The 19,608-nt window shown below is 44.3% G+C and carries 19 protein-coding genes; 8 read left to right on the top strand and 11 right to left on the bottom strand.

Translation table 11 applies throughout. The features are described from left to right. The first annotated feature begins 25 nt into the window (after nt 1-25). Nucleotides 26-571, top strand: a complete 546-nt coding sequence (locus tag AC23P2_RS19585) for a heavy-metal-associated domain-containing protein (RefSeq protein WP_487774763.1) — start codon at nt 26-28, stop codon at nt 569-571. A gap of 21 nt (nt 572-592) precedes the next feature. Next, nucleotides 593-1,087, top strand: coding sequence for a hypothetical protein (locus AC23P2_RS19580; RefSeq protein WP_487774762.1), 495 nt, complete (start codon nt 593-595; stop codon nt 1,085-1,087). A 79-nt stretch (nt 1,088-1,166) separates the two neighbouring features. Here the strand turns inward: AC23P2_RS19580 and AC23P2_RS19575 are convergent, their stop codons facing one another. From AC23P2_RS19575 to AC23P2_RS19555, 5 genes are all read right to left on the bottom strand, one after another. Continuing rightward, on the bottom strand, nt 1,167-2,138 hold the full coding sequence (locus AC23P2_RS19575; protein WP_028523788.1) for an AAA family ATPase: 972 nt from the start codon (nt 2,136-2,138) through the stop codon (nt 1,167-1,169). A gap of 15 nt (nt 2,139-2,153) precedes the next feature. Continuing rightward, nucleotides 2,154-3,341: a DUF4350 domain-containing protein gene (locus AC23P2_RS19570; RefSeq protein WP_487774761.1), complete on the bottom strand. Its 1,188-nt coding sequence runs from the start codon at nt 3,339-3,341 to the stop codon at nt 2,154-2,156. 18 nt (nt 3,342-3,359) lie between these two features. Further along, a complete protein-coding gene (locus tag AC23P2_RS19565) occupies nt 3,360-4,088 on the bottom strand; it encodes a DUF4129 domain-containing protein (RefSeq protein ID WP_487774760.1) in 729 nt (242 codons plus the stop codon). A gap of 107 nt (nt 4,089-4,195) precedes the next feature. Beyond that, the gene (locus tag AC23P2_RS19560; protein ID WP_487774759.1) at nt 4,196-4,528 is read right to left on the bottom strand and encodes a c-type cytochrome; all 333 of its coding nucleotides are present in this window, start codon (nt 4,526-4,528) and stop codon (nt 4,196-4,198) included. Between the two features lie 104 nt (nt 4,529-4,632). After that, nucleotides 4,633-5,940 carry an MFS transporter gene (locus AC23P2_RS19555; protein ID WP_487774758.1) on the bottom strand — a complete coding sequence of 436 codons (1,308 nt, stop codon included), beginning with the start codon at nt 5,938-5,940 and terminating at the stop codon, nt 4,633-4,635. Between the two features lie 93 nt (nt 5,941-6,033). Here AC23P2_RS19555 and AC23P2_RS19550 point away from each other — a divergent pair, with 93 nt between their 5' ends. From AC23P2_RS19550 to AC23P2_RS19540, 3 genes are all read left to right on the top strand, one after another. After that, a complete protein-coding gene (locus AC23P2_RS19550) occupies nt 6,034-6,501 on the top strand; it encodes a regulatory protein RecX (protein ID WP_487774757.1) in 468 nt (155 codons plus the stop codon). Between the two features lie 62 nt (nt 6,502-6,563). Next, nucleotides 6,564-6,803, top strand: coding sequence for a hypothetical protein (locus AC23P2_RS19545; protein WP_487774756.1), 240 nt, complete (start codon nt 6,564-6,566; stop codon nt 6,801-6,803). Then, nucleotides 6,787-7,077, top strand: a complete 291-nt coding sequence (locus AC23P2_RS19540; protein ID WP_487774755.1) for a type II toxin-antitoxin system RelE/ParE family toxin — start codon at nt 6,787-6,789, stop codon at nt 7,075-7,077. The genes AC23P2_RS19545 and AC23P2_RS19540 overlap by 17 nt, the downstream gene beginning before the upstream one ends. Here AC23P2_RS19540 and argH read toward each other — a convergent pair. The 5 genes from argH to AC23P2_RS19515 form a co-directional block, all read right to left on the bottom strand. After that, the gene (argH, locus tag AC23P2_RS19535; protein WP_487774754.1) at nt 7,074-8,414 is read right to left on the bottom strand and encodes an argininosuccinate lyase; all 1,341 of its coding nucleotides are present in this window, start codon (nt 8,412-8,414) and stop codon (nt 7,074-7,076) included. The genes AC23P2_RS19540 and argH overlap by 4 nt on opposite strands. 126 nt (nt 8,415-8,540) lie before the next feature. Next, nucleotides 8,541-8,942: a GxxExxY protein gene (locus AC23P2_RS19530; RefSeq protein WP_487774753.1), complete on the bottom strand. Its 402-nt coding sequence runs from the start codon at nt 8,940-8,942 to the stop codon at nt 8,541-8,543. Nucleotides 8,943-9,001: 59 nt separating this feature from the next. Next, the gene (locus AC23P2_RS19525) at nt 9,002-9,586 is read right to left on the bottom strand and encodes a hypothetical protein (RefSeq protein WP_487774752.1); all 585 of its coding nucleotides are present in this window, start codon (nt 9,584-9,586) and stop codon (nt 9,002-9,004) included. A gap of 67 nt (nt 9,587-9,653) precedes the next feature. After that, nucleotides 9,654-12,020, bottom strand: a complete 2,367-nt coding sequence (locus AC23P2_RS19520; protein ID WP_487774751.1) for a M1 family metallopeptidase — start codon at nt 12,018-12,020, stop codon at nt 9,654-9,656. A 165-nt stretch (nt 12,021-12,185) separates the two neighbouring features. After that, entirely contained in the window at nt 12,186-13,283 is a 1,098-nt protein-coding gene (locus AC23P2_RS19515; protein ID WP_487774750.1) for a chorismate mutase, read from the bottom strand. A 169-nt stretch (nt 13,284-13,452) separates the two neighbouring features. Here AC23P2_RS19515 and AC23P2_RS19510 point away from each other — a divergent pair, with 169 nt between their 5' ends. After that, on the top strand, nt 13,453-14,661 hold the full coding sequence (locus tag AC23P2_RS19510; protein ID WP_487774749.1) for a proline dehydrogenase family protein: 1,209 nt from the start codon (nt 13,453-13,455) through the stop codon (nt 14,659-14,661). Between the two features lie 56 nt (nt 14,662-14,717). Further along, nucleotides 14,718-15,602 carry a lipoprotein signal peptidase gene (locus AC23P2_RS19505; protein WP_487774748.1) on the top strand — a complete coding sequence of 295 codons (885 nt, stop codon included), beginning with the start codon at nt 14,718-14,720 and terminating at the stop codon, nt 15,600-15,602. A 40-nt stretch (nt 15,603-15,642) separates the two neighbouring features. On the opposite strand, the gene clpB is transcribed toward AC23P2_RS19505, so the two are convergent. Continuing rightward, nucleotides 15,643-18,273: an ATP-dependent chaperone ClpB gene (clpB, locus tag AC23P2_RS19500; protein WP_487774747.1), complete on the bottom strand. Its 2,631-nt coding sequence runs from the start codon at nt 18,271-18,273 to the stop codon at nt 15,643-15,645. A gap of 164 nt (nt 18,274-18,437) precedes the next feature. Here clpB and AC23P2_RS19495 point away from each other — a divergent pair, with 164 nt between their 5' ends. After that, nucleotides 18,438-19,589 (top strand): ribonuclease D, encoded by a 1,152-nt coding sequence (locus AC23P2_RS19495; protein WP_487774746.1) that lies wholly within the window; start codon nt 18,438-18,440, stop codon nt 19,587-19,589. Nucleotides 19,590-19,608: the final 19 nt, after the last annotated feature.

The raw sequence follows: 19,608 nt of genomic DNA, 5'->3' as shown, positions 1-19,608 counted from the left end.
TTTTGCAATACAGTTGCAAATAGATATGTCGAGAATTATTTCTGTTACATTAAATGTAGGTTTAACGGGGCTAGTGCACTTGCTGTGTTGCTGGTTGCCTTTGGTGGTAGTCCTTTTTAACGGAGCTTCAATTGCGTGGCTGGCCGAGTACCGTGCTCCATTGATGGTTCTCCAATTAAGCGTGTTGGCTTGGTCTTTTTACGATCTTTATTTAAGATCCTCTCACGTCGCCTCTCTTTTTGAAAAACGTGTTTTTTGGACTGCTGTGGCCCTTACTGTGGTGCTTAATATCATTCCCCACCGTTATTTTCAAGCCGAAGATAGCCGCTTGGCGCAAGCTCAGTTTGAGCGTATTCGTAACACACGAGTGGCGCAATTTGAGTTACAAAAACCACCAAAATCGGTCGAAAAATTAAGCACAACCTTGCAGTCGGTAGAAGGTGTGGTACCTTCACAAATAAAACTCAACGATGAAGTGGTGTCGGTCAGGTATTATTTGGGAAAAACCTCAGAACAAACTATCTTGGCTGCACTTCGCCAACAAGGATACGAAGTGACAACAATTGACTAACCAATAACTCCCAACCTCAAAATGAAAACATTCATCCACCGTACGTTTTTTTACGGCTGTGTACTTGCCTCGTGTAGCTTCGTGTTTGTGGCGTGTGGGCCAGACAAAGACCCAAAAATGGAAGAAGCAGGTAAAATTCACTTGGCTTCCATGGAAATTGAAGAAGCACTGCACGAACAAATTGAGGGAATTGATTCGTTGAAAGTAGTTTTGAACGATAAAAAGAAATCCCTAACCGACGCCGCAGCTATTGCAAGCATTGATTCGACAGTGGCGCAGTTAGATGCTGTGGCCAAATCGTTTGAGGAATGGGAAGAAAACTTGGTTGAAGTGCCTGGACTTCCTCACGAACACCACCACCACGAAGGCGAAGAGCATCACCACCACGACCACAAACCAGCCCCTGAGGTGTCGGGTGAACAAATGATTGAAATTCAGAAAGAAATAAAAACGAACATTGAAAAAATCAAGGCCGATTTGGAAAGTGTTCAAGAAAGAGTGAAGAAGGTTTTATAGTTTTAAGTCCACAGTCGATAGTCCATGGTCGATGGTTTTAATTACCGTGGACTATGGACTACCAACTGTGGACTAATAACTACCGAGGTACTTCTATTTTTTGTAAAATTTGAGCAACAATGTCGTCAGGTGTTGCTCCTTCCATTTCCCGTTCGGGCGTCAACACAATACGGTGACGCAAAACGGAAGGCGCCAATTGCTGAATTTCCTCTGGCGTCACAAAATCCCTTCCACGAATAGCAGCCAAAGCTTTGGCACTATTGAGTAATGCCACCGATGCCCTTGGTGAAGCCCCCAAAAACAACGATTTATTGTTGCGCGTTTGTACCACTACCTGCGCAATGTATTCCAGTAACTTGTCTTCCACGTGAACTTGGTGCGTCTTACGGCGCAGTTCCGCGAGTTGTTCGGGCGTTAATATTGCCTGTACGTTTGCAATCGCCTCAGCCATGTTTAATCGTAGGTGATGACCACGCAACACTTCGACTTCTTGCTCTTGGGAAGGATATTTTACCACAATCTTAAACAAAAAGCGGTCTAACTGCGCTTCGGGAAGGCGGTAAGTGCCTTCGTGTTCTACTGGGTTTTGAGTCGCAATCACAATAAATGGGCTGCTCATGGGATAGGTAGTTCCGTCAACGGTTGCTTGCCGTTCTTCCATCACTTCAAACAAAGCCGCTTGGGTTTTAGCAGGAGCGCGGTTGATTTCATCGACCAAAACAATATTTGAGAAAATTGGTCCTTTTCTAAACTCAAAATCCGTGTGTTTTGGGTTAAAAACCGACGTTCCCAACACATCCGAAGGCATCAAGTCAGGCGTGAATTGAATACGGCTAAATTCGGTGGCAACAGTACGCGCTAATAGTTTAGCAGTTAGGGTTTTTGCCACTCCAGGTACTCCTTCGATAAGCACGTGTCCATCGGCTAAAATTGCCGTCAACAACAAGTCAATCGTTTGCTGTTGCCCCACTATAATTTTCCCGATTTCGGCTTTGATGGCTGTTATCGCGTCGTTGAGGTCTTGTAAGTCGATTCGTGATTCAAAATCCATAAGAGAAAATAGCAGTTATTTAACGCGTTCGTAAAAATCTTCGATACGGTGATGTAAGCTCAAGAGCGCAAATTCGGACAAGGAAGCTGTGCGCTTGGCATGGGCTATTTCGCTGAACAGCAACTCGATATCCATTCGAGGAAGCCCCGTTTTTTGAATAAGGTCTTCTATAAATTCTTTGTCAATTTCGTGGGTACGCAGCCCAAACCGCTCGCGGATGTAGAGCAGCAAATGTTGAATTTTCTTTTCAGCGATGTTGTCGTGATCACCTTGCTGAAAGTACATTTTACCAATCGTTTGCACAAACTCCAACGACGTATTCTTCGGTACAGGCAACACAGGAATGACACGTTGGGTGCGCTTTCCCGCAAAAATAGCATACAGCAATAGCCCAAACAAAATCAAGTAGTACGCCCATGTTAGTGGCGGCTGTGTCATAATATACCTAAAAATCGACTGCTCATCCTCCCCAAAACGCCCTTGTTTTAGATATTCATCCCAGTAAACAGGTAAGACGGGTAAATAAGACAGCGATTTAAACGCAAAATCAGAAGTTTTGGAAGGTAAAGCATAATAATTGGTCAAAGCCAACGGCAGGTTATGCAGGTAAAAAGCCCCTTTTCCATACTTTATCTTCAGGAAAATAGGCTCATTTCGGGCATTTTTAGCCAAAATTGTCACGTTCTCGGGCTTTTTTACCAAAAAATAATTACGCCCATCGTCTTGTGCGAATACATACCCTCCTTTTTTGGACAATGCGGGGTTCACAAAATTCATCACCAAGGCCGTATCTCGTAACGTTGGGTCTTTCAGCATCGCTATTATTCCCAACGTTTTTGTTAAACTATCTGGAAAATAATAGGCCGAAATAAACACGTTATTTCCCCGCTTCGCGTAGTTGAGCAGCTGTTTTTGGTCGTTTAGGTCAATAATAAACTCTCGACAAACAAAAATGTAATTGCTTTTGGGAAGGGTGGGGTTTTCTGAAAGATAATTATAAATCGGCACCCGTAGCTGCGTTACTTTTTCATTTTTGAAGACATCGGGCAAGAGTTCATAGGTAGCTTTTGTCCCAAAAGGGATTTTGTCTTTGTTAGAATAGGTTGGTGTCCAATCAATGGGTTTTGGACGGTAGTATTCAAACAGGCCGTAGGCTACGACTGTCAACAATAAAAACCAAAAGTAGTAACTACGCCAATTCACCTTCGTTATTGTGTTGTATTAGAGTCGGGTTGAAAATGCTTGAAATTCTTCTTTCAAGCGTAAAAATTGAGATTCGGTCACGCCAAATTCGCCGTACCAAACGTACTCAAACTGGTAGGTAAGTTGCTCAAAATCTTTTTTAAATTTCGTTTCTTGCAATTCTTCTACGTAACTACGGTTGGTTTTGGTTGGCTGCCAATGTATGAACTTTTTATCGGTCAATTGCTTGAGGGTATTGAGATAATAGAGCCGAGTTGCGAGACGATAATTTCGGGCAGCAATTGCTTCTTCAATCAAATTGGCAAAATCTAATTCATGAATATTTTCAGTGATACGATTATAGACCAGCTCTTCCTCCGATTTTTTAGCAAACATTCCACCAATAAATTCAGCTTTGTACAATAGCCACATCACCACCCCCGCAATACCTACCAAAAATACGTACTGCCAAAAGTTTTCGTAGGCACTACTACTCAAAAAATCATTGATTTTTTGGCTCAACCAATTCCAGATACGGGCGAGCGGATTTTCGGGCGGGGGGGCGTCGCGTTCGTAATTATAGTCGCGACTAGCACGGTAATCGTCGAGGCGCTTGTCAGAAGGCAAACGAGGCGTCATCGTGGCATTGTCCAGCGCCGCAGGTAAGCTAACAGTGTCTTTTGGCGTTGATTTACCCCCTTCTTGGGCATTTGCCAACAAACCAAGCCCCAAGAGCAGCAGAACAAAACAAAATCTTTTTAGAAACATAGAAAACAAACGAATAACGCTTGGCCAAGTTGCAAAAAAGCCAACAGAATTACAAAAAAAGCCGATGCAAGTACATCGGCTTTTAGGGAGTGGTATTTTACTCAGGATTATTTTTTACCCAAAGACACAATCCACTTAGCAATTTTCATAGCTTCATCCTTTGGTACATTAAGTGGTGCCATTGGAGGATACCCTGGCCAATTAGATGGTTTTGGATTAGCAATCAACTCTACGATTTGCTCTGGCTTATATTTTTTCTTCGCCATTACTTCTTTGTAGCCTGGGCCTACCAATCTCTGATCGGCTTTGTGGCAAGCCAAACACGTATTTTTAGTCAATAAAGCTTCAATGTCTGCAGGAATTTTAACTTGCGCGTTTGCCGCAGTCGATACTGCCAAGAAAGCTCCCGCTGCTACTAACATTTTTGTGAATCGTTTCATGCCTAGGTTGGACTTTTAAAATGAAAAATAAAGGAATCTTACGCAAATGCAAAGCTATAACGTTTTGATAAAGAAATTGTGTTAAAAAGACAAAAGATTATTTTTTACATCTCAACGGGTTTCATTTTAGGAATCAACAAATGAATAAAGAGCAACGCTATCAAATAAGTGAAACTCGCCAATAAAAACAATGGCAAATAGCCCCATTGAACGCGTATCGGACCGATTACGGCGGCTAAAAGTGCACCGCCAACCGCTCCCGAAAATCCACCAATCCCAGTTACCATCGCCACTGCACTTTTAGGGTAGAGGTCTGAGGCAATTGTATAGACATTGGCCGACCACCCCAAATGCCCCGCTGCGGCAATCGCTATCAGGACGGTTGCGATATAGACATTTTGGGTTTGGGCAGCAAAAAAAATCGGAACGACACAAAGCGCGCACAAGAGCATCGTCGTTTTTCGAGCGCGGTTCAGCGACCAGCCCATTTTCATTAATCGTGACGAGAGCCATCCAAAAAATATGCTCCCGCCGTCCGAAATAATATAAATAACCATGAAAGGCAAGCCAATGTTTTGTAAGTCGAGGCGCTGGGTGAGTGCTTCACTAGAATTGAAAAAGTCGGGTAACCACGTCAGATAAAACCACCAAATGGGGTCTGCCATCAACTTCCCGACAATCAACGCCCACGTTTGACGAAAGCGTAACAATCGCCACCAAGTGACTCTACCTTCTATTTCTTCGGGCTGGTTATCTTGTTTGATGTAGCGCAATTCTCGCGCCGATACCTTGGAGTGATCTTCGGGTTTTTGATAGTTGAGCCACCAAAATACCAGGACTACAAATCCTACTACCCCTGTTGTCATAAACGACATTCGCCAGCCGTACTTGAGGGTCATCCACGGAATGAGGGCCGCCGTCAAGATAATCCCAACGTTGGTTCCTGCATTAAACAAACCAGTGGCAAATGCTCGTTCTTTTTTGGGAAACCACTCGGCAATCGACTTGATGCTCGAAGGAAAATTTCCCGCTTCTCCAATCCCAAGCGCAAAACGGGCTCCCAACAAACTTCGGAAACTGCCTACGTAGGCCGTGGCTACACCCGCCAAACTCCATAAGCCAATCGCAAACGACAAGCCTTTGCGAGTTCCGAGGCGATCAATGAGCCAACCAATCATAATAAAACCCAGTGCATAAGCCAACTTAAAGGCCGTATCAACCCAGCCATATTGAATCTTAAACGCATCTAAATCGGCTTGGGTGAGGGTATATGAAAGCGGTACCCCCAACATCTCTTTCCGAAACGCATCGTCGAGCATCGAAAACGACAGAACGTTTCGGTCAACGTAGTTGATTGTTGTAATCAAGAAAAGAAGAAACACTATCCGCCAACGGAAGTTATGGGGAGGCATTTTAAAAGGTGTTAGAGGGGTTTGGAAAAACGCTGCAATTTACAGACTATGTTCTAAAAGTTCTATTGTTATTTTTGCCAAAACAATTCATAAATGACTGAACGCCAAAAACAAGCCCTCGTCAAAGTCGCTGCCTTTTGTGCTTACCAAGAACGTAGTACCAAAGAAGTAAAACAACGACTGCACGAGCTCGAAATCACTGATGATGAGCTGGAACCCATTCTTCAAGAATTGATTGCCCAAAATTACCTCAACGAAGAACGGTTTGCGCGGGCTTTTGCCAGGGGAAAATTTCGGGTAAAAAAATGGGGACGCTTGAAAATTCGTCAAGAAATGAAGCTCCGTGGCTTGTCGAATGACTTGATTCAAAAAGGGCTTACCGAAATAGACGGCGACGAATACGAAGTAGTATTAAGCGACTTATTAGAAAAAAAAGCGAGGAGTTTGCGAGGAGAACCTTTGGCCTTAAAACAAAAATTGGTGCGTTTTGCCCTCAGTCGAGGTTTTGAAAGTGATATTGTTTGGGAATTGCTGAAAGCGATGGATACCAACGATAAATAAAGCTCTGACTTGATTTTGAAAAATTTACACAGTAAAATTGTAGAATAACTTTTAAATTTAAGATGAACACAACACAACTAAAATCAACACTTCACACCCTCATAGAACGCATCAATGACGATGCTGTCTTACAAGCTTATGTTGTATTGTTATCACGGGAAGCAGAAGGTACTCCTGATTTTTGGGACAATCTGGACGCTCCTACCCAAATTGCAATCCAAGAGGGACTTCAAGACTTGAACGCTGGGCGTAAAACCGATTTCTTTGATTTTATGAAGTCGCAGTATGGAATTAACCGTTGAGCTTTCAGAACGCGCCCGCCGAGATATAGAGCAAATTGCTGATTATTTAGCACAAAACTGGTCAGAACGTATCAAAATAGATTTTTTGTTGGCGCTAACCGAGCAAATGAAACTTATCAGCAAAATGCCATATCTCTACAAAGTTTCTCAGAAACAAGCCAATGTACGTGAATGTGTGATGAACAAACATATCGTTTTTTACTATCGCATACTTGATACAAGTATCGAAATTATTACCATTCGTAACACACGTCAAAAACCTGAGGAATTTTAGCGTGATTTGAGCAGCTTCTCCACAGCTCCATGTGCTTTCTCAAATCCAAATCGGCGCATTTCGGCCTCCATCAATCCCGCAATTTGGTCGTTACATAGGTTTCCAATGCTTCCTTCGTGGGTGTGTTTAAGTTCACGCGAGGCTTGGTATGTATTTTCGTTGATTTCTTTGCCCACTTGGCGATACGCATCACGGAAAGGAACGCCTTGTACCACCAACTCGTTGACTCGTTCTACACTAAACAACAAATCATATTTTGCCTCTACAAGCAAATTTTGCTTCACTTGTAGGTGCTCTAGCATGAAATGCGTGATGTCTAAGCAATCTAATATTTCTTCAAAGGCAGGCATCAACAACTCTTTCAATAACTGCATATCGCGGTGATAACCCGATGGCAAATTGCTCATCACCATTGTAATTTCGGTGGGCAATGCCTTTAAACGGTTGGTTTTAGCCCGCAATAACTCCGCTACGTCGGGGTTCTTTTTGTGCGGCATGATGCTGCTTCCCGTTGTCAAATCGTCAGGCAGGGTAACAAAGGCAAAGTTCTGGCTATTGTATAAGCACACATCCATCGCTAAGCGAGACAACGTTGCTGACAAGGCTGCAATGGCTGTTAGCGCCGTTTGTTCGGTTTTACCGCGCGACATTTGGGCGTAAACTACGTTATAATGCAAAGTTTCAAAACCCAATAATTCGGTGGTCATCGTGCGGTTCAAAGGAAATGACGAACCATAACCCGCCCCTGACCCTAATGGGTTTTTATTGGCCAACTTATACGCCGTTTGAATCATGCTCATGTCGTCCACCAGCGCTTCGGCATAGGCACCAAACCACAAGCCAAATGACGATGGCATCGCGATTTGTAAGTGCGTATAGCCTGGTAAAAGGTCATTTCTATGCTGATTGGAGCGTTGAATCAACAAGTCGAACAACTTTTTTGAGGCGAGAGCAACCTCTTCCAAGCGATGGCGTGTAAACAATTTCATATCGACCAACACTTGGTCGTTGCGTGAGCGACCGCTGTGGATTTTTTTGCCAACATCGCCCAATTTGCGCGTAAGCATTAGCTCCACTTGCGAGTGTACATCCTCTACCCCCTCCTCAATCTCAAACCTCCCCTGTTGAATCTCTTGATAAATGGATTTCAATTCATCACTCAACACTTTTAACTCATCACTCGTAAGGAGTCCTACACTTTCGAGCATAGTGGCGTGCGCGATGTTTCCTTGCACATCGTAAGGGGCCAAATATAAATCCATTTCACGGTCACGCCCGACGGTGAATTTTTCGATTTTTTCGGAGATAGAAGTTGTTTCTTTTTGCCAGAGTTTCATTTTTTTACAGACCACTAAGTTTCACTAAGACAAAGCCACAAAATACTCGTTTACTCTTGGCTTAATGCTTTTTTGGGTGTTTTCTATGTGAGAATTTATATTAAACCACTAAGGCACTAAGTTTCACTAAGGCAAAGCCGCAAAATACTCGTTTACCATCGGTTTAATACTTTTTGTAATGTTTTCTGTGTGAAAATTAATAAGTAGCCCTTTCGGTTTCTGTAATAGTTTCATGTAGGTTAATAATTGCGCTTCATAAAGTGGGATGAGATTTTCCACTGCTTTTAATTCCACTACAACACAATCATTCACCAATAAATCCAACCGTAAATCCGCTTCTAACCGAATCTCCTTATAAACAACAGGAACTGTTAGCTGCCTAATGACCTTAAAACCTCTGATTTGTAATTCATAAAATAAACAAGTCTCGTACACAGACTCCAATAAGCCTGGCCCGATTTGTTTATGGACTTCTATTGCACACCCTACAATTTCATAGGCCAACTGATTGACTTCTTTTTTTGTCATCGTCTCTTAGTGCTTCTTAGTGCCTTAGTGGTTCTAATTTTAGGTAGTAAGGGTCAAAATTACTTCTTTTTAGCAAAAATCTTTGCATCCGTTATTTGTTCACGGTGTTCTTCCAGAAACATTTTAAACGAATAAAGCTCCTCTAACTGCCCTTCAAAATCGGTTGAGGCTTCGTAGATTTCTTCGTAAACGTTCACAAAATCAGTGATTAGATAGCGCATCTGCCGAACGCCTCGGAAGTATAAGGCGGGTAAATAAAAATTTTGATGGTCTTGCTGAAAACGATCCGCCGAATAGTGAGAAGTTGTTTTGATGTCAACGGCTTCTTTTCGACCCAATACATCTACAAAGCCATAAATCATCACATCGGCAATTTGGTATTGGCAGTAAGCCTGCGTTTTTACAATGGGCGAAGGGAGTTTTTGGCGAACGGTTGCAATAATTTGAGGGTCAAATTGCTCTTCGCCGATTTTTTTCAACACTGCATCTTCAAAAGATATTCCTCTAAATTGGGCTTCGGTTTGGGGGATAGGTACCCGATTGATGCGATCTAGCACTTCTTGCTCACTAATTTTCCCCTGCAAAAACCGTGAGTAGGTGTTGAGCAACGAAGGGTAAAAACGGTAAGCTACTTTGGAAGTCATGCACATTGATTATTGAACCACTAAGACACTAAGAAAAGCTCCCTTAGTGCCTTAGTGGTAAAAGACACTAATTCTTAGCCCCGCCCTGCTGCCCTGCTTTTGGCTGTTGGCTTTGCTGGGCTTCGCGCATTGGGTTACTGCCACGTTGGAAGCCTCCACCTTTGAACAATTGGAAACGCGTTGGTTGCGTTGGCTGACGTGGGAAGCTGTTGCTCTCTTCGTCAATGTCGGCAATCTCACGATATGGATCTAACGTCCACTGAACCACTTTCTTCTTGGTTGTGATAACTTTCGATACTTGTTGGTCATTTAAGCGCCAGATTTCCGCTGGGAAACGCGCTACCGAATCCGTGCCGTCTTCAAATTGCATCTTCACAATCACTGGCATTGGCAAACCTCCTTTGTTTTTCACTTTCAAGGTATAGAAGTTCATACCCGACTCTACCAGTTTACGTTCGTCGGGCGTTAAGCTTGCCAAGTACGTTTCATATTTCTTCTTGTCAGCATCCGTTACCTTGTAAGGGTCATACGAGTTGTAGAAATCCTTCATGTCAGGATTTTTCTCTACTACCGACTCTTTGATAAAATCTTTATCGCGCTGGCGAGCTACTGTGTTTCGTTTTTGTTCCGCTTCTTTTTTAGCATTTGCTTTTGTAATGTCTGGATTTTGCGTGTCGAGCGCAAACCATTCTACTTCGACCAAATCTTGGTCAACGGGCTCAACGCCATAAAACCAACCTTTCCAAAACCAATCCAAATCCACACCCGAGGCATCTTCGAGCGTACGGAACAAATCAGCAGGTGTTGGCGACTTAAATGCCCAACGACGGCTGTACTCTTTGAACGCATAATCAAACAATTCGCGTCCCATCACCGTTTCACGCAAAATATTCAAGGCCGTGGCTGGTTTAGCGTAGGCACTTGCCCCTGCATTGATGAGGTTGTCGGACATGGTCATAATCGGCACCAAATTTTTGGGATCTTGCTTCATGTAATCCACAATCATTTGAGGCTCACCACGGCGTGTTGGGTAGTCTTTGTCCCACTCTTTTTCGGTCAGATACTGCATAAAAGTATTCAACCCTTCGTCCATCCACATCCACTGACGCTCGTCGTTATTGATAATCATTGGGAAAAAGTTGTGGCCTACTTCGTGAATAATTACCCCAATCATACCATATTTCGTCGCTTCCGAGTAGGTGCCATCGGCTTCAGGACGACCGCCATTAAAAGAAAGCATAGGATACTCCATCCCGCCGATGGGGCCATGACAAGAAATCGCTACGGGATACGGGTAGTCCACCGAGAATTTTGAATAGGTTTTGACGGTATGCGCCACGACTTCGGTCGAATATTTACCCCAAAGTGGATTTCCTTCTTTTGGATAAAACGACATACACAGCACTTTTTTGCCCGCTACTTCCTGCATTTTTCCGTCCCAAATGTACTTTCTGGACGTCGCAAAGGCTACGTCGCGTACATTATCGGCTTTGAAAATCCACGTTTTTTTACCCGAAGGTTTTCCTTTTTCAGCTTTTTCGCGCTCTTCTTGCGACGCAATCACCACCACTTTCTCCGAAGTTTTGGCTTTTTCAAAGTTTTTCAATTGCGTAGGCGTCAGCACTTGAGCGGCGTTTTGTAACTCACCCGTGGCTCCCAACACGTGGTCGTCGGGCACGGTAATCGCCAATTTAAAGTTACCAAAGCTCAGTGCAAACTCACCTTGGCTGTAGTATTGCTTGTGTTGCCAGCCCGTTACATCATCATATACACAAAGGCGAGGATAAAACTGTGCAATTTCATAGACGTTGTTACCATCTTTAAAAACCTCAAAACCCGTTCGACGCCCCCCTTTGGCAACTTCCACGATTCGGTAATTCCAATCGATAGAAAACGAGTAGCTTTGTTTGGGCAAGAGCGGCTGGGGCAAATCAATCCGCATCATCGTTTGATTGATGGTATAGCGAAGCGGTTTACCCGTTTTTGCATCTTTCACCGACTGAATATTATAACCATAATCCGCATTTGAGTAATTCATGTCGGTAATGGTCGAAAGGCTCGTCATCGTTGTTTGATTTCCTAAGTCCCCAGTTCTAGTTATTGGCCCAGGGGAGTTTTTGGCAAACAAATTTTGGTCGAGCTGAATCCACACGTAAGGAAGCGCATCAGGCGACTGATTGAAATAAGTAATGGTTTCGGCACCAATGATTTTGTTATTGGCCTCGTCCAATTCGACTTTGATGTCATAATCGGCGCGTTGCTGCCAATAATCTTTCCCTGGTGCTCCCGAAGCAGTTCGGTAAGTATTAGGGGTGGGCAAGGCAGTACCTAATTGCTCAAAACGGTCGTTGGCATGGTAATTAGGCATGGTAGGAGCTTGTGCCCACGTCAGCCCTGCATAAAATAGTGAGATGATGAAGGAAATTTTTCTCATGAGAAAGTAAAATTGGTTTTCATTCAAAAATACAAAAAAGGGGCTGATTTGCCGAAGGGAATGCTACTTAACACACAGATTTGCCGATGAATCATTTTATTTTGGCATAAAAAAGCCCCTTCCTGTTTGGGAAGAGGCTTTTAGATATACGCTTACCTAACTGTATTAAGCAGCTGGTTCGTTGTTCATTACTTCGGTTTGCTTACGGATAGAAGCCATGTGAATCAACTCAAACAACTCTTCTACGAAATCTGGGTACAGATTAAGTTGTTTACCCAAATCAGCGCGGTTTTTACGAAGTTGTCTCCAACGATCCATTTGAAGAACAGCTACGTTGTTGTCACGCTTGTATTCGCCAAGTTGTTCTACCAATGACATACGTGTACCCAAAGCTTCGAGCAATTCGCGGTCAAGGTTATCCAATTTGCTACGAAGCGTATCCAATTGGCTTTGGTAATCTGTTCCGTATTCTGCTTTACGAACGTGCAATTCGTGCAACATTTCGCCCAACGCACGTGGGGTCAATTGCTGCGAAGCATCCGACCACGCTTTGTCTGGGTCGCGGTGTGACTCGATAATCAAACCGTCGTAGTTTAAGTCCAACGCACGCTGTGCCAACTCAAACAAATACGCACGCTTACCTGCCATGTGGCTTGGGTCGCCAATCATCGGAAGCTCAGGGAACATGGTTTTGAGCTCGATAGCGATGTTCCACATCGGAGAGTTGCGATACTTTGTTTCTTGGGCATTCGAGAAACCACGGTGAATCGCACCCAATTTCTTGATACCAGCACGATTAATACGTTCAAACGCCCCAATCCACAACGCTAGGTCGGGGTTTACTGGGTTTTTGATAAGCACAGGTACATCAACTCCTTGAAGCGCATCGGCCAAGTCTTGTACGTTGAATGGGTTCACGGTGGTACGAGCACCTACCCACAAAATATCGACGCCGTATTTAAGGGCAAGCTCAATATGCTGAGGCGTTGCCACTTCTACGGCAATAGGCAATCCAGTTTCTTTTTTAGCATCTACCAACCAAGGCAACGCTGCTTCGCCCATTCCTTCAAAGCTACCTGGACGCGTACGAGGTTTCCAAACCCCCGCTCTAATTACGTTGGCATATCCTTCTGCTTTGATTTGACGAACGGTATCACGTACTTGGTCTTCTGTTTCGGCACTACATGGTCCTGCGATAACGAGCGGCTTCCCTCCCGTATCAACCCACGAGCTCATTGGTAAAATGTCTAAGGTGGCACCCATAACTGAGAAAAAATTAATTAGTACAACAATCTATAGTAACAATTTGAAAGCGATTAAATCTTCGTAATTTTGCAACCGTTTTGACAGTCCGCCGCGTCATGGGGATAATCCCCTGAAAATCCGACGATTCGGAACGTACAATTTCATTTATCAACAAAACACTACTACTATGCCTTTAAGTGTTACATCGCCCAAAACGGGTGTTTCATTTGATGACACTTCGGTCGCATTTTCGTCCAAGTCCAATGGCCAACTCAAGAAAACCTATTGGTTATTCTCGATGATGAATCAGGTTTGGCTTGTAAAATTAGGAACTTTTTTTATAAAACTCTCGCTTTTGTTGAGATTGCCTGTCAAGGGTCTCATAAAAACTACTTTATTCAACCAATTTTGTGGTGGAGAAGACATTAAAGAATGCGAAAAAACAATACAATATTTGGCAAAATCGAACGTAGGCACAATTTTAGACTACTCTGTCGAGGGTGAGGACGATGAAAAGAGTTTTGACAAAACTGCTAACGAAATTTCGCTAACTATCGAAAAAGCAGCAAATAACAAAGCCATTCCGTTTTCTGTTTTTAAGGTAACTGGCGTTGGCTCAACCCCACTTATGGAAAAAATTCAGGCGGGAGAGGAGCTTACTTCTTTGGAGCAACAGGCTTTTGAGCGCATCAAACAACGCGTTGACGCCTTGTGCAAGAAAGCCGCCGACTTGAACGTTAAGATTTTTGTGGATGCCGAAGAAAGTTGGATTCAAAACGTGATTGACCAACTCGCTTACGACGGCATGAAAAAATACAACACACAGACCCCAATTGTCTATAACACATTTCAGATGTACCGCCACGATATGCTTGAAAACCTTAAAAAAGCCACTCGTGAAGCCAAAGCAGCGGGGTATTTGTTGGGAGTAAAACTCGTGCGAGGTGCTTATTTTGAGAAAGAACGTCTGCGTGCATACGAAAATGAATACCAAGACCCCATCCATGCCACCAAAGAAGATACCGACCGAGATTACAACAAAGCCCTTGCGTTTTGCCTCGAAAACCGTGACGTAATTTCGATTTGCATGGGTACACACAATGAATACAGCTGCCAACTTTGCATCGAATTAATGGAAAAATCGCAAATTCCTCACAACGACCCGCACGTTTGGTTTGCACAACTCTTAGGCATGAGCGATAATATTTCTTATAATTTGGCCAATGCAGGATATAACGTCGCCAAATACGTACCTTACGGCCCAGTAGAAACGGTCATGCCTTACTTGTTCCGTCGCGCCGAAGAAAACAAGTCGATAGCTGGCCAAAGTAGTCGTGAATATTTATTAGTAAAACGCGAAGTAGAAAGACGTCATCAACAACGAATTTCTCAGTAAATTGCAAGCGCAAGCCATTTGCCCAACACAGGTTACACTAGATAATTGATAGCTGAATGACGAGTCATACCGCCAAGAACCCACTGAAGTTTTTTTTGTTTGCCCTTCTACTGATTGCGGTAGATCAAGCGTCTAAGTTACTCGTCCATCATTACATGGCGCCTGGTTTTGCAGGTCAAGTCCGTCTCATTGGCGATTGGTTCAAACTGTACTATGTTACCAACCCAGGCATGGCTTTCGGAATGCAAATCGACCACGAGTACGGGAAGTTGTTTTTGACGACCTTCCGCTTAGGAGCAATGGTGTTTATCGCTTGGTACATCGTTAGGCTCTCGGTACGCGGCGCATCGGGCGGCCTCCTTTGGGCAATGGCCATGATTTTAGCGGGAGCCATCGGCAACCTCATTGACAGTATTTTCTACGGTGTTTTGATTGGCAACGCGCCTTACGGCTCTCCTACTCCTTGGTTTCACGGACAAGTAATCGACATGGTTTTTGTTGATTTTTGGGAAGGTTTTGTGCCTGAGTGGGTGCCTGTATGGGGTGGCCAATATTATACAACGCCGATTTTTAACTTTGCCGACGCGTGTATTTTCGTTGGAGTATGTATCATCCTTATTTTTCAAGGCACCTTTTTCCCGCGCTTGGATGACCCCGAAGAAGTAGCCGAAAGCGATGACACAACGGAGTCAGTGACAATGGAGCAACTTACTGAAAATGAAACAGCTACTAACTCTGACGACAACATTATTGTCGCTTCAGAAGCCTCTACTGAGGCCAACGAGAATATAGTACCCGAAAGCAGTATAATTGAACATAGCAACGAGGTGGCAGAAGTTCCTAGCACGCCCTCTTCTGAGCCAATCGAAGAAATCATACCGCCCGCAGCATCTCCTCTTTCAGAAGTTCCTGACACGAGTTCTAAAGATACTCACGCATAAAAAAGGGGCTTTACAGCCCCTTTTTCTTTTCCCCTCTTCCTTACGCCTCTATCTTCACTTCCGAAATATTCTCAAAAGCAACTTCTCCTTCTTCATTCAGTTCCATCATGATGACCGCATCTTTCTGGATTTTACCCGAGAGAATCTGCTTTGATAATTCATTCAAGATTCGGCGCTGCAATACTCTTTTGAGGGGTCTCGCACCAAATGCGGGGTCGTATCCCTCTTCCGACAACTTCACCAAGGCTTCATCAGTGGCATCGAGCGTCACGCCTTGTTCGGCCAATAAGTCTTTGATGTGGTTGAACTGAATCCGAACAATTTGTTTCAAGTTATCCCTTCCAAGTGGGTCAAAGAGCACAATTTCGTCGATACGGTTCAAAAACTCTGGTCTGACCGACTGCTTGAGCAACCCAAGTACATCGTTTTTGGCTTCTTCTTTGAAATATAATTTCCAGCCTTTCTCTGTCTTATTACCTGCTTCTTTGAACTTTTCCATGATGATGTCGCTACCAATGTTCGACGTCATGATGATGATGGTATTTTTGAAATTGGCCAAACGACCTTTGTTATCGGTCAAACGTCCATCGTCCAATACCTGCAACATCACGTTCCAAACATCGGGGTGCGCTTTTTCGATTTCGTCCAACAAAATCACACTGTAGGGTTTACGACGTACGGCTTCCGTCAATTGTCCACCTTCATCGTAACCCACGTAGCCTGGAGGCGCTCCCACCAAACGACTTACGGCGTGGCGCTCTTGGTACTCGCTCATGTCGATACGCACCATGGCATTGTCGTCGTTGAACAAATAATTGGCCAACGTTTTGGCTAACTCCGTTTTACCAACTCCCGTTGGCCCAAGGAATAGAAAACTACCAATCGGGCGTTTGGGGTCTTGCAAACCTGCTCTCGAACGACGTACCGCATCGGCTACCGCTTCAATGGCTTCCTCCTGACCCGCTACTCGTTTTTGAAGTTCGGATTCCAAATTCAGCAACTTTTCACGCTCACTTTGCAGCATTTTACTCACGGGAATACCCGTCCACTTTGCCACTACTTCTGCAATATTTTCGGCCGTTACTTCCTCCTGAATCAACTGCTCTCCGCTAATCGACTGTTGCCCGCTTTCTCCTAACCGTTTTTCGATTTCTGGAATTTTACCGTAACGAAGTTCCGCCACTTTTCCATAATCTCCCGTTCTTTCGGCTTGTTCGGCTTCAAGGCGTAGCTGCTCTAGTTGCTCTTTCAACGCGCGGAGTTCGCTAATTTTTCCTTTTTCTAACTCCCATTGTGCTTTAAAAGCGCTTCGTTCTTCGTTCAAATCCGCCAACTCTTTGTTGAGTCTGGCTTCTTTTTCTTTGTCATTCTCCCGTCGAATCGCCTCGCGCTCAATCTCTAACTGCATGATACGGCGGTTCAAATCGTCGAGTTCTTCGGGCACCGAATCCATTTCTAGGCGCAACTTGGCAGCCGCCTCGTCCATTAGGTCAATGGCTTTGTCGGGCAAAAAGCGGTCCGAAATATAGCGGCTCGACAACTCAACGGCCGCAATGACCGCATCGTCCTGAATCCGTACGCCGTGGTGGAGTTCGTACTTGTCTTTGATCCCCCGCAGGATACTAATCGCATCAGCCTCGTTAGGTTCATCGACCGTCACTACCTGAAAACGGCGCTCCAGCGCTTTGTCTTTCTCAATGTACTTTTGGTACTCTTTGATGGTAGTGGCTCCGATGGTATGGAGTTCGCCCCGCGCGAGGGCAGGCTTGAGTAAGTTGGCAGCGTCCATCGCGCCCTCACCGCCCGCCCCCGCCCCGATGAGCGTGTGGATTTCGTCAATAAATAAGATAATTTGGCCTTCAGAGTCGGTTACTTCTTTGATAACCGCCTTCAAACGCTCTTCAAACTCCCCTTTGTATTTAGCACCCGCAATGAGCAAGCCCATATCAAGCGATACAATTTCTTTTTCTTTTAATTGTTCGGGCACGTCGCCTTGCACAATCCGTTGCGCCAAACCCTCCACGATGGCGGTTTTTCCCACCCCTGGTTCACCCAAAAGCATGGGATTGTTTTTGGTACGGCGCGCCAAGATTTGAAGAACGCGACGAATTTCGTCGTCACGCCCAATCACGGGGTCAATTTTACCCGAACGCGCCAATTGATTTAAGTTTTTGCTGTATCGTTCCAACGAACGGTACTTAGCTTCGGCATTTTGGTCTTTCACTGGATTATTCTTCCCTCTTAATTCTTTGATAGCTGCTACTAATTCTTTTTCCTTTAATCCCACCTCTTTCATGAGTTGGGCGGTACTGTCTTTACCCGCCGAAAGACCCACTAGGAGGAGTTCTACGCTTACATATTCGTCATTAAATTCTTTCAGATAACTTTGCGCCTTTTGGAACGTGGCGTTAAGGTCGTTGCTAAGATATTCGGTATTGGCCGAACCTGCTACGCGCGGGTAACCATTGATAATTGTTTCAAGTCGGGTATTAACATTCGGGAGTGCGACATTCAGTTTTTTTGCCAAAAACTGCGATGTGTTGGGGTCTTCTTCCAAAATTGCTTTTAGAATGTGTCCCGTTTCAACAACTTGCTGCTGCTTGCCCTGGGCAATTTGCACAGCGTGTTGAACAACTTCTTGGGCTTTGATGGTATATTGATTAAAGTTCATGGCTTCGGTGCTGATGCACGGGTTCTGCTGTTGGTTAATTGGTTTGTTAACAATGATTTATCAATTGTCGTGCCGACGCAAAAAAGCGGAAATTTTGGCATCATTTTACCCGTTAAATCAAAAATCATAGACAAAATGGCGGATTTATTCGTAATTTTGGCACTATGTCGAGTCCCATTTTTATTCATACCCAAGCGGAGTTTGAGCGTGTCGCTGAGCGATTAAACCACTTCCCAGCCATAGCGATTGATACTGAATTTGATAACAATCATTATGCCTATGGCTTTACCCTTTGTTTGTTTCAAGTAGCTACCTCCGATGCGTGTTATTTGATTGACCCCTTCGAGGTAAAAGACTTGTCGGCGCTATGGCGGGTGATTGAAAACCCAGCGGTCGAAAAAGTAATCCACGACAGTGGCGAGGATTTTCGTCTGCTTTATCTTCATGGGTGCTCTCCCCGCAATATCTTCGATACCAGTGTAGCCACGAAGCTGCTTTGTTTTGAAAAAATTGGTTTGGCAAGTGTGTTGGGGGAAGTGTTGGGTATTGAGTCGAGTAAGAAAAAGCAGCAGAGCAATTGGCTGAAACGCCCGCTCTCCGATATGCAGCTTGACTACGCGGCCAATGATGTCATTTATCTCCTTGAACTTCGCGACAGGTTAACAGAACGCCTTCAGCAGCAAGGACGCTGGGAATGGTTTCAACAAAGTATGGCGTTTTTGGAAAACAAAAGCTACGTTCCCAAAACACGTAATACGTTTTTGAGCCCCAAAGAACAGCGTGATTTTAGCCCGTTTGACCAACATATTTTAAGTGAATTATATCGTTTTCGCGATGAGCAAGCGCGCCGTTTTGGAAAGCCAACTTACCAAATACTTACCGATGCGCAAATACACCAAATCCTCATTGACCCAACAACGCTCACCAACTGGCTACAGTTAAAAGGATTAAATCCGCGTATGCAAACTCCTTGGGCAGTGGACCAACTCAAACAAGTTATTCACCAAGCCAAAGCCGAGGGAACGAAGCGCCAACTTTTGCACGAACGGGTTAAACCCAGCCCGCAAGAATTTGCCGAAATGCAGCAACGCGCTGCCCGAAGCAACGCGCTCCGCGAAGGCACTTTCCTGCCCATAAAACGTTGGATTGAAGAAAAATACGGGTCGCTTTTTGTCCCTTACATTCTCAGTAATGAGGTCATTAGTACCCTTATTGGAGGAGAATTAAAACTGACCGACATTGGCCCGTCTTTTCAGCAAGCCATTATCCGCGAGGCTGCTTCGGCACTTTCTATTGATATTTCCGCTTTTGGCTAACAGCCTGTCTCCCTAACCA

Source organism: Runella sp. R0.1_18 (assembly GCF_057652155.1).
This window is presented reverse-complemented; position numbering and strand designations above follow the sequence as displayed.

Excerpts from the sequence above, each read along its gene's own strand:
- AC23P2_RS19505 (WP_487774748.1), top strand. The coding sequence starts at position 14,718 with ATGACGAGTCATACCGCCAAGAACCCACTGAAGTTTTTTTTGTTTGCC.
- AC23P2_RS19545 (WP_487774756.1), top strand. The coding sequence starts at position 6,564 with ATGAACACAACACAACTAAAATCAACACTTCACACCCTCATAGAACGC.
- AC23P2_RS19525 (WP_487774752.1), bottom strand. The coding sequence starts at position 9,586 with ATGACTTCCAAAGTAGCTTACCGTTTTTACCCTTCGTTGCTCAACACC.
- AC23P2_RS19510 (WP_487774749.1), top strand. The coding sequence starts at position 13,453 with ATGCCTTTAAGTGTTACATCGCCCAAAACGGGTGTTTCATTTGATGAC.
- AC23P2_RS19520 (WP_487774751.1), bottom strand. The coding sequence starts at position 12,020 with ATGAGAAAAATTTCCTTCATCATCTCACTATTTTATGCAGGGCTGACG.
- AC23P2_RS19550 (WP_487774757.1), top strand. The coding sequence starts at position 6,034 with ATGACTGAACGCCAAAAACAAGCCCTCGTCAAAGTCGCTGCCTTTTGT.
- AC23P2_RS19580 (WP_487774762.1), top strand. The coding sequence starts at position 593 with ATGAAAACATTCATCCACCGTACGTTTTTTTACGGCTGTGTACTTGCC.
- AC23P2_RS19515 (WP_487774750.1), bottom strand. The coding sequence starts at position 13,283 with ATGGGTGCCACCTTAGACATTTTACCAATGAGCTCGTGGGTTGATACG.
- argH (WP_487774754.1), bottom strand. The coding sequence starts at position 8,414 with ATGAAACTCTGGCAAAAAGAAACAACTTCTATCTCCGAAAAAATCGAA.
- AC23P2_RS19565 (WP_487774760.1), bottom strand. The coding sequence starts at position 4,088 with ATGTTTCTAAAAAGATTTTGTTTTGTTCTGCTGCTCTTGGGGCTTGGT.
- AC23P2_RS19555 (WP_487774758.1), bottom strand. The coding sequence starts at position 5,940 with ATGCCTCCCCATAACTTCCGTTGGCGGATAGTGTTTCTTCTTTTCTTG.
- AC23P2_RS19530 (WP_487774753.1), bottom strand. The coding sequence starts at position 8,942 with ATGACAAAAAAAGAAGTCAATCAGTTGGCCTATGAAATTGTAGGGTGT.
- AC23P2_RS19585 (WP_487774763.1), top strand. The coding sequence starts at position 26 with ATGTCGAGAATTATTTCTGTTACATTAAATGTAGGTTTAACGGGGCTA.
- clpB (WP_487774747.1), bottom strand. The coding sequence starts at position 18,273 with ATGAACTTTAATCAATATACCATCAAAGCCCAAGAAGTTGTTCAACAC.
- AC23P2_RS19575 (WP_028523788.1), bottom strand. The coding sequence starts at position 2,138 with ATGGATTTTGAATCACGAATCGACTTACAAGACCTCAACGACGCGATA.
- AC23P2_RS19540 (WP_487774755.1), top strand. The coding sequence starts at position 6,787 with ATGGAATTAACCGTTGAGCTTTCAGAACGCGCCCGCCGAGATATAGAG.
- AC23P2_RS19495 (WP_487774746.1), top strand. The coding sequence starts at position 18,438 with ATGTCGAGTCCCATTTTTATTCATACCCAAGCGGAGTTTGAGCGTGTC.
- AC23P2_RS19560 (WP_487774759.1), bottom strand. The coding sequence starts at position 4,528 with ATGAAACGATTCACAAAAATGTTAGTAGCAGCGGGAGCTTTCTTGGCA.